A 14,825-nucleotide genomic window follows, 5' to 3' on the forward strand; every position below is an offset into this window, starting at 1 on the left:
GCCATGCCGTAGGGTCTTAGCGTGAACTGGTTTGAAGCGGCCCTGCTGGGCCTAGTGCAGGGACTGACCGAATTTCTACCGATTTCATCAAGCGCACACCTGCGGATCGTGGGCGAATTCCTCCCCAACGCAGAGGACCCGGGGGCAGCCTTCACGGCCATTACCCAGCTCGGTACGGAGACCGCCGTCCTGATCTTCTTTTGGCGTGACATCGTCCGCATTGTCAAGGCCTGGGCGGGCTCCCTCACCGGGCGCATGCCCCGACAGGACCCTGACGCCCGGATGGGCTGGCTGGTGATTCTGGGCAGCCTGCCCATCATCGTTCTGGGGCTCCTCTTCCAGGACCAGATCGAGTCCGTACTCCGCAGCATGTGGATCGTGGCCACCATGCTGATCGTCTTCGGCCTCATCCTTGCCGTAGCAGACGCAATTGGCGCCCAAAAGCGGGACCTTGCCCACCTGACCTACAAGCACGGCATGCTGTACGGCCTGGCGCAGGCCCTGGCCCTCATTCCCGGCGTCTCCCGCTCCGGCGGGACGATCACCGCGGGCCTGCTGATGGGCTATACCCGTGAGGCCGCGGCACGGTACTCCTTCCTGCTCGCCATCCCCGCAGTGTTCGGCAGCGGGCTGTACCAGCTCTACAAGGTGGTCACCAAGGAAGGGATCTCCGGCCCGTTCGGCCTGCCGGAGACCGCGCTTGCCACCGTGATCGCCCTGCTGGTGGGCTACGTCATCATCGGATGGTTCCTGAAGTTCGTTTCCACGCGCAGCTACCGGCTCTTTGTCTGGTACCGGATCTTCCTCGGACTCGCCCTGTACCTCCTGCTCGGTTTCGGCGTCATCAGCGCCTAGGACTAGGCTTGGCATGTGAAATCCTGGACTTCCCGCCCTGTGCCTGCCCTGCCCGGAAACATCCCCGCCATCCGGCTGTTCGATACCGCGGCGGGCCGCGAAGTGGCCCTGGAACGGGAGGCCAGGCCTTCCATGTACGTCTGCGGCATCACCCCCTACGACGCAACCCACATGGGGCACGCTGCCAGCTATGTCGCCTTTGACCTCCTGAACCGTGCCTGGCGCGACGCCGGCAGCGAGGTCTCCTACGTACAGAACGTCACTGACGTGGATGACCCCCTGCTCGAACGGGCCACCGCCACCGGCGTCGACTGGCGGCAGCTCGCCGCAGAGCAGGTGGAACTCTTCCAGACCGACATGGAGGCGCTGAACGTCCTGGCGCCGGACAACTACGTTGGCGCCGTGGAATCCATTAACCTGATCGTCCCCGAGGTGGAACGCCTGGTGAGCATGGGGCTGGCATACCGCGTGGCCGGCACCAACGGCGAACCTGACGGGGACGTCTATTACGACGTCGAAGCCGCCGGCAAGCAGTCAACGGCACCCGATGCCTGGGCACTGGGATCCATTTCCCACCTTGGCGAAAGCGCCATGCTGGAGCTCTTCGCCGAGCGCGGCGGGGATCCGGGCCGTGCCGGAAAGCGGCAGGCCCTCGACCCGTTGCTCTGGCGGGTGGAACGCGAGGGCGAGCCGAGCTGGCCCGGTGGAAGCCTGGGACCGGGACGGCCCGGCTGGCACATTGAGTGCACCGTGATCGCGCAGAAGTACCTGCCTGCGCCCTTCACCGTGCAGGGCGGCGGATCGGACCTGATCTTCCCGCACCACGAAATGGGCGCCGGCCACGCGTACTCCCTGGCCGGCGTGCCCCTGGCCAAGCACTACGCCCACGCGGGCATGGTGGGCCTTGACGGCGAAAAAATGAGCAAGTCCAAAGGCAACCTGGTGCTGGTCTCCAGGCTCCGCGCAGCCGGCGAGGACCCTGCAGCAATACGCCTGGCGATCCTGGCCCACCACTACCGCTCCGATTGGTCTTGGACCGACGAAGGCTTCAATGCCGCCAAGGCCGACCTGGCGGCGTGGCGGAAAGCACTTGACCATGCTCCCGAGGGCTCGGGCCAGCAGTTGCTGGCCGAGATGCGGGAGGCGCTGGCAGCAGACCTGAATGCGCCCGCAGCGGTGGCCGCGGTCTCGCGCTGGGCACGGACTGCCAACGACGCCGGTGCTGCCGCCAGCCCCGCTGACGGGGCACTGGTAAAGGACGCGGTGGACGCCCTCCTGGGCATCCGGCTCTAAGGCGTCCACACCTCACGGCAAACACGAAGGGCCCGGCCGGGATTGCTCCCGGCCGGGCCCTTCGTGTTAAGGCATGTCAGTACGTCAACGTCAGGGCCGGTCCTGGCCCCGCCGCTTCAGGTACCGCTCAAATTCACGGGCAATGGACTCGCCACTGGCTTCAGGGAGGTCGGCAGTGTCCTTGGCTTCCTCCAACTGCCGCACGTAGGCAGCGATCTCCGGGTCTTCGGTAGCGAGTTCGTCCACGCCGCGCTCCCACGCATCCGCTTCCTCCGCCAGCTCGTGGGTGTCCAGCGGCACCTGCAGCAGCTCCTCGATGCGGTGCAGGAGGGCAAGCTGCGCTTTGGGGGAGGGCGCCTGGGCCACATAATGCGGCACGGCGGCCCACAAGGACACGGTAGGCAGTCCCGCCAGGAGGGCCACCTCTGAAAGGACGCCCACAATCCCAACGGGGCCCTCATACTGGGAGGCCTCCAGGTTCATGCGCTCACGCAGCGGAGCGTCATCCGAGGACGTGCTCACCGGAATCGGGCGGCTGTGCGGAACATCCGCCAGCAGCGCACCCACCAGCACCACATAGTCGACGTTCAGCGCCTCGGCATGGACCAGCAGCTCTGCCGTGTAGGCCCTCCACTTATAGGACGGCTCCGTCCCCTGCACAAAGATGACATCCACATTGGAGTTGGGCGCACTCGCCTTGTAGATCCTGGTGGAAGGCCATTTGATCTTGCGCTCACCGGCAGCATTCCTGCGCACCGTCGGCCGCGTGAACTGGAAGTCGTAGTACTCGTCAGCATCGATGGAAGCGACTTTCTTGCCGCCCCACAGTTTGTTCAGGTAGCGCAGCGAATCGCTGGCCGCTTCTCCGGCATCGTTCCACCCCTCAAAGGCGGCAAGCATCACTGTTACGCGCTGTCCGTCAGCCACTGGCTGCAGGAACCGTTCCCGCTCGGGTCCGGCACCCTGTTCGGCGGTGTCTCCCTCGAAGCTATTCATTTCTTCACCCTACGTCCAAGGTGGTTGCCCGCGCATGGAATGAAGCGCCGCAAATCCCCTGAATCCCGTCCAAAGCGGGCCCGGTCCTTGGCATATTCGCCAAGGGCGTAGCCCACAGCCTCCGCCCAGCCATGCCCCGTAGACTGGCGTTATGCCAATTCCTGCCACCAGTTCCCCGCTCAAAGCCGTCCTGTGGGACATGGACGGGACCATTGTGGACACCGAGCCCTACTGGATTGCCGCGGAGCATGGGCTGGTGGAGGCACACGGCGGAACGTGGAGCCATGACCAGGCAATGCAGCTGGTTGGCCAGTCACTGACATTCTCCGCGGGCCTGCTCCAGCAGGCCGGCGTCGAATTGGAAATCCGCGAAATCATCGACACCCTGACTGCCCAGGTCATCAGCAGCGTCCAGCAGGAAGTGCCGTGGCGCCCTGGCGCCCGCGAACTCCTCGAGGAACTGCACCTCGCCGGCGTGCGCTGCGCCCTGGTCACCATGTCCGAGGGCCCACTGGCCCGCGAGGTGGTAGCGAACCTTCCCCGGCCGTACTTCGACGTAGTGGTCACCGGCGACACCGTGAGCCAGGGCAAGCCGCACCCGGAGGCGTACCTGACCGCCGTCGAGCTCCTGCAGGAGAACGATCCCGACCTCGGAATCCACCACTGCGTAGCCCTCGAAGACTCCGTACCGGGCGTGGCTGCGGCCGTAGCCTCCGGCGTCGCCACGGTTGCCGTGCCGCACATTGTCCCGCTGCCTGAGCACCACAGCTACGAGCTCTGGGACACCCTTTCCGGCCGGACACTGGTGGAGCTGGAAGCACTGCTCCTGCAGGCCGGCGCCACCAATGCGGCCGCCTCCCAAGGTGGTCCACGTGGCTGACCCCGGCGCCGGACAAAGCCCTGCACCGGGCACTCCGGCGCGCCGCGAAGGCATCCCGCTGGGCCGCATCGCCGGCGTCCCCATTGTCCTTGCGTACTCGTGGTTCGTGATCGCGGCCTTCACCGTGATCGTGTACGGGCCGGTTCTGGCGCGGAACAACCCCATGCTGGGCGTAAGCGCCTACCTCGTGGCCTTTGCCTACGCCGTCCTGCTCCTCATCTCGGTCCTCGTCCACGAGCTCGCCCACGCGCTGACGGCGAAAATCTACGGCTGGCCCACCCAGAAGATCGTCCTGAACCTTTGGGGCGGCCATACCCAGTTCGAAAGCTTCACCTCGTCACCGGGACGATCTGTTCTGGTTGCGCTGGCGGGCCCGGCCGCCAACTTCGTCCTGGCCGGCGGAGCCTGGCTGCTGCTCGGCACCAACAGCCTGGGAAGTGTCGCCGAAATCCTCACGAACATCTTCATGTGGGCCAATTTCCTCATCGGTGTCTTCAACGTCCTGCCCGGCCTGCCGCTGGACGGCGGCCGGCTGGTCGAATCCATCGTCTGGAAGGCCACCGGCAGCCAGGCGAAGGGAACCGTGGCGGCCGGCTGGGGCGGCCGGATCATCGTCCTCGCCATTGCCTACTGGTTCCTCCTGCGTCCGTTCCTCGCCGGTGACCAGCCGGACTTCAGCCTGCTGATGATCACCATCCTGGTGGGCGGATTCCTGTGGATGGGCGCGTCGGCGTCCATCCAGCAGGGCACCCTGCGGGGGCGGCTGCCGCTGGTCAGCGCCGCAGCCTTGGCGACCCCGGCGGCCGGCGTTCCCTCCACCGGTACCGTCCGGGACGCCCTCCGCCTGGCAGCAGCGGGGACGAAGTCCGTGGTGGTTTGCGGACCGGACGGACGGCCGCAGGGCGTGGTGGACCCGGGAGCACTTGCCTCGGTGCCCGGTGCTGCGGCGGATACCACGCCCGTCACCGCCATTTCATTCCCCCTGGCTGCCGGAGCCTACATTCCGGAGTGGTCCAAAGGGCAGGAGCTGATCCAGTTCCTTTCCCAGCTTGAGGGACGTCATTACGCTGTTGTGGACCACAACGGAACGGTCACCGGACTGCTGACTCAGGAGGCTGTCCTCGCAGCCATCACCGGAAAGCGCCCGCGCAACGATAGGCACCCGCAAGGCCAGACCCGGTAGAGTTACCTGCCGGTCGTGCATTGCCGCGGAAGCCACAGCGTCCCCAGGGACCAGCAGAGCCGCGGCACAACAGGTTTACAGGAGCGAGGAACAATCATGAGCAGCGAAACTGCCGTCAACGACGCCAAGGGAGCAGCGCAAGCCGGTGCTGCCGCCAGCGGCTCGCAGCCGGTGGGCGCTGCCCGTCGCCGGGGCCCTTTCCGGGAGGGCGAACGCGTCCAGCTCACGGACGAACGTGGCCGCATGAACACCATCACGCTGGAACGCGGCGGCGCCTTCCACACCCATCGCGGTTTCCTGAACCACGACGAAATCATCGGCAAGGTTGACGGCTCGGTCGTGGTGAACAACGTGGGCCAGCAGTACCAGACCCTCCGGCCCCTGCTGTCCGACTTCGTGCTCTCCATGCCGCGCGGTGCCGCCGTCGTCTATCCCAAGGACGCCGGCCAGATTGTCACCATGGCGGATATCTTCCCCGGCGCACGCGTAGTGGAAGCCGGCGTGGGCTCCGGTGCCCTGTCCATTTCCCTGCTCCGCGCGGTGGGGGACAACGGCTACCTGCACTCCTTTGAGCGGCGTGAAGAGTTCGCTGACATCGCCCGCGGCAACGTTGAAACCATCTTCGGCGGCCCGCACCCCGCCTGGCAGATTTCCCTTGGCGACTTCCAGGAGGAAGTGGTCAAGGCCGAGGAACCGGGCTCCGTGGACCGCGTCGTCCTGGACATGCTGGCACCCTGGGAGTGCCTCGACGCCGTCGCCACGGTGCTTGCCCCCGGCGGTGTCTGGATCAACTATGTCGCCACGGTCACCCAGCTCTCCCGTACCGCGGAGGCCATCCGCGCCGACGGCCGGTTCACCGAGCCCGATGCGTGGGAGTCGATGGTCCGCGGCTGGCACCTTGAAGGCCTCGCCGTGCGGCCGGACCACCGCATGGTGGCCCACACAGGATTCCTGCTGGTCACCCGGCGGCTCGCAGACGGCGTCACCGGCATCTCGGTCAAGCGCCGTCCGTCAAAGACCGAGTTCAACGAAGAGGACGTGAACGCCTGGACTCCCGGCGCGGTGGGGGAGCGGGCGGTGTCGGACAAGAAACTCCGGCGCGCCGCCCGGGACGCCATCGCCGGAACCAATGTGGTCGACAACCCCGAGGTCACGAACTAGTCCACATTTCGGGAGTCTCCATCCCTACCTGCCCTCTTGGGACTAATGTCTTAAGAGAAGCGCAGGAAGGGGCTGATACATCATGGAGACACCAAACCAGGACTCCGGACGTACACCGGCAGAGCAGTCTGCCGCCAACGACCTCTCGGTTGCTGACCGCCAGGTCAACATACTTCGGGACAAGCTCAGGCACATCGACCGCCAGTTGGCAGCGGCAACGCAGAACAACTCCAAGCTGGTCAGCATGCTTGAAACCGCGAAGGCTGAGATCCTCCGGCTGAAAAATGCCCTGGACCAGGAAGGGCAGCCGCCCTACAGCTTCGGCACCATCCTCCAGATCAACCCGAAACGGCAGCCGGCGCCGGGCAACAGCGGCCAGGCCGCCACCGAGGAGTCGGTGGACATCTTCAACGCGGGCCGGAAGATGCGCGTGGGCATCAGCCCGCTGGTGAACATCAACCAGCTTGCCGTGGGCCAGGAAGTGCTGCTGAACGAAGCCCTCCTGATCGTCGCGGGCCTGGGCTACGAGCGCGCCGGTGAACTGGCCACCCTGAAGGAAATGCTGGGGCGTGACCGCGCCCTGGTGGTGGGCCGCGCGGACGAAGAACGCGTGGTGCGGCTTTCCGGTGCCCTCCTGTCCGAGAAGCTCCGGGTTGGCGATGCCCTGTCCGTGGATTCGCGGACGGGGTACGCGCTGGAGAAGGTGCCCCGCTCAGAGGTGGAGAACCTGGTCCTTGAGGAAGTTCCGGACATCACCTATGAGGACATCGGTGGCCTAGGCCCCCAGATCGAGCAGATCCGCGACGCCGTGGAACTGCCGTTCCTGCACCCGGACCTTTACCGGGAGCATGGGCTCAAAGCGCCCAAGGGCATCCTCCTGTACGGCCCTCCAGGCTGCGGCAAGACCCTCATTGCCAAGGCGGTTGCCAACTCCCTCGCTGCCCGCGCCGCGGAGCGCTCCGGGAACGTGGACCTGAAGAGCTACTTCCTCAACATCAAGGGACCCGAGCTCCTGGACAAGTACGTCGGTGAAACGGAGCGGCACATCCGCCTGATCTTCTCCCGCGCCCGGGAAAAAGCATCCGATGGCAGCCCTGTTGTGGTGTTCTTCGACGAAATGGACTCACTGTTCCGCACCCGCGGCACCGGCATTTCGTCCGACGTCGAAACCACCATCGTGCCCCAGCTCCTTAGTGAGATTGACGGTGTGGAACGCCTGGACAACGTGATCGTCATCGGCGCTTCCAACCGCGAGGACATGATCGACCCCGCCATCCTCCGTCCGGGACGGCTGGACGTGAAGGTCAAGATCCAGCGGCCCGACGCGGAAGCCGCGGCAGATATTTTCAACAAATACATCACGCCGGACCTGCCGTTCCACGAATCGGATCTCGCCGAACACAACGGTGACGTCCAGGCCACCGTGGACGCCATGGTCCAGCGCACCGTGGAAGCCATGTACTCCACGGATAAGTCCAATGAGTTCCTGGAGGTCACCTACGCCAACGGTGACACCGAGATGCTGTACTTCAAGGACTTCAACTCCGGCGCCGTGGTGCAGAACGTGGTGGACCGGGCCAAGAAGTACGCCATCAAGGACCTGCTGACCTCGCACCAGAAGGGGCTCCGGATCGAGCACCTGCTGCGCGCCGTGGTGGACGAGTTCCGTGAGCACGAAGACATGCCCAACACCACCAACCCTGACGACTGGGCACGCATCTCCGGTAAGAAGGGTGAACGGATCACCTACATCCGGACCATTGTGCAGGGCAAAGCCGGCCAGGAGCCCGGCAAGTCCATCGAAACCATGCCCACCACAGGACAGTATCTGTGACGGGTTCACAGGGAACAGCCGGCGGGGAAGCCCTTCCCGCCGGCGGGGCCATGCGGGTCATGGGCGCCGAAACCGAATACGGCATCCACGCTCCGTCCGCCCCCTCCGCCAACGCCACGATGATGAGCGCCCGCGTGGTCCAGGCGTACGCCCAGGTCACCCGCCAGCGGGCGGCCGGCGGAGCGGAGACCCGGTGGGACTACACGGATGAGGAGCCGCTGCACGATGCCCGGGGCTGGACCGTGGACCGCGGTACCGCCCATCCCAGCCAGCTGACTGACCAGCCGCCGGTGCTCGACGCCGAGGCGGTGGCCCTGGCGTACGGCCGAGAGGAGCTGGAGCTCGACGGGCAGGACGAATCGGGGACCCTCCTCATGAACATGGTCCTCGGCAATGGTGCTCGGCTGTATGTCGACCACGCCCATCCCGAGTACTCGAGCCCGGAGGTCACCAATCCCCGTGACGCCGTGGCCTGGGACGCTGCCGGCGACCTGGTGGGTCTCGCCGCCGTGCGCCGGCTGGCCGCGGATCCGGCGCTGCCGCCGGTCAACCTTTACAAAAACAACACGGACAACAAATCCGTGTCGTACGGTTCACACGAGAACTACCTGATGCCCAGGTCAGTACCGTTCGGAGACATCGTGCGGGGGCTGACACCGTTCTTCATCAGCCGCCAGGTGGTGTGCGGGGCCGGCCGGTTGGGAATAGGCCAGGACAGTTCCACCCCCGGCTTCCAGATCAGCCAGCGGGCTGACTTCTTTGAGGCCGAAGTGGGCCTGGAAACCACCATCCGCAGGCCCATCATCAACACCAGGGACGAGCCCCACGCCACAGCCGACAAATACCGGCGCCTGCACGTGATCATCGGGGACGCAAACCTCAGCCAGGTGTCCAATTACCTCAAATTCGGCACTACCGCCCTGGTCCTCAGCCTCATCGAGGCTGGACTCGCTCCCAAAATCGAGGTTTACGAGCCCGTCGCAGCGCTCAAGACGGTCAGCCACGACACCTCGCTGTCCGCCAGGCTTCGCCTGCTGGACGGCAGGCGCGTCACGGCCCTGGACCTTCAGTGGATGTACCACGAAGCCGCAGCAAAGCTCGCCCAGGACACCGGAGTGGGTGACGCCGTGGACGGCGACGGACATACCCATGAGGTCCTGGAACGGTGGGCGTCGGTTCTGACCCAGCTCGACAGCGACAGGGCGGCCGCCGCCACCTCGGTGGAGTGGCTGGCCAAACTCTCCCTGTTGGACGGCTACCGCCAGCGCGACGGACTGGAGTGGAGCGACGCCCGGCTGGGCCTGGTTGACCTCCAGTGGGCTGACATCAGGCCCGAAAAGGGCCTCTACTACCGGCTCCTGTCCCGGAACCGGATGCAGCGAGTGGTTGATGATTCCGCCATTGCCGCTGCCGTCGCGGAGCCTCCCGCCGATACCCGGGCGTTCTTCCGGGGAAAGTGCATCAGCAGCTTTGGCAAGGACGTTGTGGGGGCCAGCTGGGACTCGGTCATCTTCGACGTGCCCGGCTACGGGAGGCTTCAGCGCGTGCCCACCAGGGAGCCACTGAGGGGAACCAAAGCACTGACCGGAGCGTTGTTCGAGCGCTACCGGGAAGCGGGACCGTTCCTCGGCGAGCTGTTGGGACACAACAGCACTCCGCCTGCGGCGTAAACCGCGCCGGAACGCCCGTCCCGTGGCAGGATGGGCATATCGGAGGATCCGCCGGATCCACCGACGGAAGAAGGAGGGAAACCAATGGCAGGCCAGGAGCAGCAGCAGCCTCAGTCACGTGACAGCCAGGTCGACGAAGACATCCCCGAGGCACCCCCGGCACCGCCCGAGGCGCAGGCCTCGGCATCGACCGAAGGCGTGGACGACCTTCTCGACGAGATCGACGGTGTCCTGGAATCCAACGCCGAGGAATTCGTCCGGGCATTCGTCCAAAAGGGCGGCCAATAACCCGGACGGCTGGGTGGCGGAAGCCGCGGACGGCCGGGATCTGTACCGACGTTGAAGTACCACGTTCAAGGAGTGATGAGTGCAGGAATCAACCGCCAACCAGGTAGCCGCCAACGCCACCTCGTCCTTTACCGAGCACCTGCAGCGGGACCGGCCTGAGCTACTGCCTTTCAGCCGGTCCCTCCAGGGTGGTGCGTCGGTGGCTGCCCCGGTCCAGGTTCCCCATGCCACCACCATCGTTGCCATGAGCTACGGCGGCGGTGTCCTGATGGCGGGGGACCGGCGGGCAACCATGGGGAACGTCATTGCGAGCAGGCACATCGAGAAGGTCTTCCCGGCTGACCACTTCTCTGTCCTTGGCATTGCCGGAACAGCCGGCATAGCAATTGACCTGACCCGGCTTTTCCAGGTTGAACTTGAGCACTACGAAAAGATAGAAGGAACCCAGCTCAGCCTTGAAGGCAAGGCCAACCGGCTGGGTGCCATGATCAGGGGCAACCTTCCCTTGGCCCTGCAGGGCCTTGCAGTGGTGCCCCTGTTCGCCGGTTTCGACACCAGCGCAGGCGTTGGCCGGCTGTTTTCCTATGACGTCACCGGCGGCAGGTACGAGGAACACGAACACCACACCGTCGGCTCCGGATCCGTCTTCGCGCGCGGTGCACTGAAGAAGCTTTGGCGGCCCAACCTCACGGCCGAGCAGGCCCTTTCCGTTGCGGTCGAATCACTGTATGACGCTGCCGACGACGATTCCGCCACGGGCGGCCCCGACACGGTCCGGCAGTTGTGGCCGGTGGTCTACACGGTGGACAGGACAGGGGCCCGGCGGGTGCCCGAGCCGGAACTCGCGGCTGCGTCGCGCGGCGTAATCGAAGCACGCACCATCGCCGGACGGGAGGCCTGAGATGACCCAGCAGTTTTATGTCTCACCCGAACAACTGATGAAGGACCGCGCGGATTTCGCGCGGAAAGGCATCGCTCGCGGCCGCTCAGTGGTTGTCATCAGCTGCGCCGACGGCATCGCCCTCGTAGCCGAGAACCCTTCGCCGTCCCTGCACAAGATCGGCGAGATCTACGACAAAATCGCGTTCGCCGCCGTCGGCAAGTACAACGAATTCGAGAGCCTCCGCCAGGCCGGCGTCCGCTACGCCGACGTCCGCGGATACTCGTACGACCGCGAGGACGTGACCGCCCGTGGCCTGGCCAGTGTGTACGCCCAAAGCCTGGGGGCTGTCTTCACCGCCGAGCAGAAGCCCTTCGAAGTGGAACTCGCGGTTGCCGAAGTAGGTTCCTCGCAGGCCGAAGACCACCTCTACCGGCTGACGTTCGACGGCTCGATCGCCGACGAGCATAGCTTTGTCGTCATGGGTGGACAGGCTGAGAAAGTGTCATCGGCTATCGACGCAGGATGGCAGGCCTCGCTGGGCTTCGCCGACGCTGTCCGGCTGGCACTCAAGGGACTGACGCCCGTCAAGGAGGGCGAGCAGCCCGCGGCGCCGTTGCCGCCAGGTGCCTTGGAAGTGGCCGTCCTGGACCGGCTTTCCGAAAGCTCCCGCGGCACCCGGCGTGCCTTCCGCAGGCTGAACGACGCGGACATCACAGCACTGCTGGCCTAGGAGGACCACATGGACAAGAGAATCTTCGGCATCGAAACCGAGTTTGGGATCTCCTACTCGAGCCCGGACTCGAGGCCTCTTGCCCCGGAGGAGGTGGCGCGGTACCTGTTCCGGAAGGTGGTCAGCTGGGGGCGTTCCTCCAATGTGTTCCTCACCAACGGTTCCCGGCTGTACCTCGACGTCGGCTCCCACCCCGAGTACGCCACGGCGGAGTGCGACGACCTTGCGCAGCTGATCGCCCACGACCGTGCCGGCGAACTCATCCTCGACGATCTGGTGGACGAGGCCCAGGCGCGCCTTGCCGCTGAAGGCTTCAACGGCACCGTGTACCTGTTCAAGAACAACACCGATTCCGCGGGCAACTCGTACGGCAGCCATGAGAACTACTTGATTCCGCGCCGCGGGGAATTTTCCCGCCTGGCCGAAATCCTGATTCCGTTCCTGGTCACCCGGCAACTCATCGCCGGCGCAGGAAAAATCCTGAAGACGCCCCACGGCGCCACCTATGCCTTTTCCCAGCGGGCCGACCACATCTGGGAAGGCGTCTCTTCCGCCACCACCCGTTCCCGGCCCATCATCAACACCCGGGACGAGCCGCATGCCGACGCCGAGTTCTACCGGCGGCTGCATGTCATCGTGGGGGACTCGAACATGTCCGAGGCCACTGCGCTGATGAAGGTCGGCACCGTGGACCTGGTCCTCCGGATGATCGAGGCCGGGGTGATCATGCGGGACATGCGGATGGAAAACCCCATCCGCAGCATCCGGGAAATCTCCCATGACCTCAGCGGCCGCGCGCTGGTCCGCCTGGCCAACGGACGGCAGCTCACCGCACTTGAAATCCAGCAGGAGTACCTGACCAAGGTGACCGCCTTCGTCAAGGAGCATGGCGCCCACAACCCGCACGTTTCCGTGATCCTGGATCTGTGGGAACGGACGCTCCATGCGATCGAATCCGGCGATACCCGGGGGATCGACACTGAAATCGACTGGGCCATTAAGAAGAAACTGATGGACAACTACCGCGAACGCCACGGCCTGGGCCTGGAGGCACCGCGGATCGCCCAGCTTGATCTGACCTACCACGACATTTCGCGCAGCCGGGGGCTTTTCTATCTCCTGCAGTCCCGGGGTGCGGTGCGCCGGATTGTCGACGACACCGTTATCAAGGGTGCGGTGGACGCGCCGCCACAGACCACCCGCGCCAAACTGCGCGGTGACTTTGTCCGGCGGGCGCAGGAACTGGGGCGGGACTACACCGTGGACTGGGTACACCTGAAACTCAACGACCGCGCCCACCAGACAATACTGTGCAAGGACCCCTTCCGCAGCGTCGACGAGCGGGTGGATGCGCTGCTGGACTCTATGGGCTGACGTCCAGCTTCAGGGTCTATTCTGGATAAGGTCCCTTTTAAGGGGGCCTTCCACGGCACTGTCCGCCGCCTGGCGGAAAGCCGTCTCCACCCTGCCCCGACGAAAGTTTTACTACGTGCGCCGACTACTAGCAATCCTCCTTCCCGGCCTGCTGCTCCTGACCGCCTGCGGAGGTACAGCCCCGCAGCCCGAGCCGAGCAGCCAGTCCGCCGGGGAGACTGCAAAGTTCGACTCCCTCAAGCTGACCGACAACGGGGACAAGAAGGCCCCGGGTGTGGATTTTGACAAGCCCCTGGCCGTTTCCCAGCCGACCATCAAAGTGGTCTCCGAAGGCAGCGGCGACGCCGTCAAGGCAAACCAGGTAGCCAAGATCTCCATCCTGGCCCTGAACGGTACGGACGGTTCCCAGCTGGAGGATACCTTCCCCAATGAGCCTGAAAGCCTTGAGCTGAACGATGAGCTCAAAACCGGCAGCGCCGTCATCTACAACGCTTTTGTGGGCGCAAAAGTAGGATCCAGCCTGGCCCTGGCCGTCCCCGGCCAGCAGAGCGGACCTTCGGCCAGCCCCAGCCCCTCCGACGGGGCCAGCCCCAGCCCCAGTGCCGCAGCCGCACCCACGCAGCTGCTGATCATCAAGCTACTTTCCGCCTCGGACCCCACTCCCGTCCTGGACAAGCCGCAGGGCGACGCTGTGACGCCGCCGGCCGGCCTGCCGACCGTGACGGAAAAAGACGGCGTACCTGAAATCAACGTTGCAGGTGCGCCCGCCCCCACGGCACTCGTGTCGCAGGACCTGATCAAGGGCACGGGCGCCACCGTCAAGGGATCCGACACGCTGACTGTGAACTACGTTGGCGTCAACCTCTCCGACGGCACCAAGTTCGATTCCAGCTTCGACCGCGGCCAGCCCGCCACCTTCCCACTCTCGGGCGTCATCAAGGGCTGGACCCAGGGCCTCGCGGGTAAGACCGTGGGCTCCCGCGTCCTGCTGGTCATCCCCAAGGACCTGGCCTACGGAGACGCCGGCCAGGGCCAGGCGAAGGGCGACCTGGTCTTCGTAGTGGACATCCTCGGGGTCAAGTAGCAAGACTTACAGGGACGCCGCGTTCTTCGCGGCACCCATCACCACTCACTCAATAGGAGCAAGCATGTCGTTTGGACAGCGGGAATTCGACCGCCAGAAGCCCGAGATCGACTTCCCGGAAGGCGACGTCCCCACGGAACTCGTCATCACGGACCTCATCGAGGGTGACGGCAAGGAAGCCAAGGCAGGGGACACCGTCTCCACCCACTACGTCGGCGTTGCCTGGTCCACAGGCGAAGAATTCGACGCCTCCTGGGGCCGCGGCGCACCGCTGGACTTCCGGGTCGGCGTCGGCCAGGTCATCCAGGGCTGGGACCAGGGCCTCCTGGGCATGAAGGTCGGCGGCCGCCGCCGCCTGGAGATTCCCTCCGAGCTGGCCTACGGCTCGCGCGGTGCCGGCGGAGCCATTGCCCCCAACGAGGCACTGATCTTCGTCGTGGACCTCGTCGCCGTCCGCTGACGACGTCCGGGGACACAATTCAGGTACGCCGTCCCCAAATCAACGCAGTACCCAGGTAGTGCAACTGGAAGCGGGGGGGGGGGGGGGGGGGGGGGGGGGGGGGGGGGGGGGGGGGGGGGGGGGGGGGGGCGCGG

Annotated in this window: 14 protein-coding genes; 13 read left to right on the forward strand and 1 reads right to left on the reverse strand. The window is 65.5% G+C overall.

The genetic code is table 11. The annotated features are described in order from the left end of the window. The first annotated feature begins 21 nt into the window (after positions 1-21). Complete coding sequence (locus tag ACWRN3_RS03715; protein ID WP_476739903.1) at positions 22-855, forward strand: undecaprenyl-diphosphate phosphatase; 834 nt, start codon at positions 22-24, stop codon at positions 853-855. A gap of 15 nt (positions 856-870) precedes the next feature. Continuing rightward, positions 871-2,148: a cysteine--1-D-myo-inosityl 2-amino-2-deoxy-alpha-D-glucopyranoside ligase gene (gene mshC / locus ACWRN3_RS03720; protein ID WP_476739904.1), complete on the forward strand. Its 1,278-nt coding sequence runs from the start codon at positions 871-873 to the stop codon at positions 2,146-2,148. 90 nt (positions 2,149-2,238) lie between these two features. Here the strand turns inward: mshC and ACWRN3_RS03725 are convergent, their stop codons facing one another. Beyond that, positions 2,239-3,144, reverse strand: coding sequence for a PAC2 family protein (locus tag ACWRN3_RS03725; RefSeq protein WP_159631987.1), 906 nt, complete (start codon positions 3,142-3,144; stop codon positions 2,239-2,241). A 151-nt stretch (positions 3,145-3,295) separates the two neighbouring features. On the opposite strand from ACWRN3_RS03725, the gene ACWRN3_RS03730 reads away from it, so the two are divergent. The 11 genes from ACWRN3_RS03730 to ACWRN3_RS03780 all read left to right on the forward strand — a co-directional run bounded on the left by ACWRN3_RS03730 (position 3,296) and on the right by ACWRN3_RS03780 (position 14,691). Next, positions 3,296-4,024, forward strand: coding sequence for an HAD family hydrolase (locus tag ACWRN3_RS03730; RefSeq protein WP_255172241.1), 729 nt, complete (start codon positions 3,296-3,298; stop codon positions 4,022-4,024). Further along, the gene (locus ACWRN3_RS03735; RefSeq protein ID WP_476739905.1) at positions 4,017-5,207 is read left to right on the forward strand and encodes a site-2 protease family protein; all 1,191 of its coding nucleotides are present in this window, start codon (positions 4,017-4,019) and stop codon (positions 5,205-5,207) included. The genes ACWRN3_RS03730 and ACWRN3_RS03735 overlap by 8 nt, the downstream gene beginning before the upstream one ends. Positions 5,208-5,303: 96 nt before the next feature. Beyond that, positions 5,304-6,368: a tRNA (adenine-N1)-methyltransferase gene (locus ACWRN3_RS03740; RefSeq protein ID WP_159631984.1), complete on the forward strand. Its 1,065-nt coding sequence runs from the start codon at positions 5,304-5,306 to the stop codon at positions 6,366-6,368. 82 nt (positions 6,369-6,450) lie between these two features. Continuing rightward, positions 6,451-8,202 (forward strand): proteasome ATPase, encoded by a 1,752-nt coding sequence (arc, locus tag ACWRN3_RS03745; RefSeq protein ID WP_324641982.1) that lies wholly within the window; start codon positions 6,451-6,453, stop codon positions 8,200-8,202. Between the two features lie 50 nt (positions 8,203-8,252). Further along, positions 8,253-9,872, forward strand: coding sequence for a depupylase/deamidase Dop (gene dop / locus ACWRN3_RS03750; RefSeq protein ID WP_476740009.1), 1,620 nt, complete (start codon positions 8,253-8,255; stop codon positions 9,870-9,872). An 84-nt stretch (positions 9,873-9,956) separates the two neighbouring features. Then, positions 9,957-10,160 carry a ubiquitin-like protein Pup gene (locus tag ACWRN3_RS03755; RefSeq protein WP_015937113.1) on the forward strand — a complete coding sequence of 68 codons (204 nt, stop codon included), beginning with the start codon at positions 9,957-9,959 and terminating at the stop codon, positions 10,158-10,160. A gap of 79 nt (positions 10,161-10,239) precedes the next feature. Beyond that, entirely contained in the window at positions 10,240-11,061 is an 822-nt protein-coding gene (gene prcB, locus ACWRN3_RS03760) for a proteasome subunit beta (protein ID WP_324641983.1), read from the forward strand. Between the two features lies 1 nt (position 11,062). After that, positions 11,063-11,773, forward strand: a complete 711-nt coding sequence (prcA, locus tag ACWRN3_RS03765) for a proteasome subunit alpha (protein WP_255172246.1) — start codon at positions 11,063-11,065, stop codon at positions 11,771-11,773. 9 nt (positions 11,774-11,782) lie between these two features. After that, positions 11,783-13,147: a Pup--protein ligase gene (pafA, locus tag ACWRN3_RS03770; protein WP_324641986.1), complete on the forward strand. Its 1,365-nt coding sequence runs from the start codon at positions 11,783-11,785 to the stop codon at positions 13,145-13,147. Positions 13,148-13,262: 115 nt separating this feature from the next. After that, positions 13,263-14,231 carry an FKBP-type peptidyl-prolyl cis-trans isomerase gene (locus ACWRN3_RS03775; RefSeq protein ID WP_476739906.1) on the forward strand — a complete coding sequence of 323 codons (969 nt, stop codon included), beginning with the start codon at positions 13,263-13,265 and terminating at the stop codon, positions 14,229-14,231. Positions 14,232-14,295: 64 nt separating this feature from the next. Next, positions 14,296-14,691: an FKBP-type peptidyl-prolyl cis-trans isomerase gene (locus tag ACWRN3_RS03780; protein ID WP_159631980.1), complete on the forward strand. Its 396-nt coding sequence runs from the start codon at positions 14,296-14,298 to the stop codon at positions 14,689-14,691. The last annotated feature ends 134 nt before the right edge of the window (positions 14,692-14,825 follow it).

This window comes from Pseudarthrobacter sp. rb (assembly GCF_056389225.1).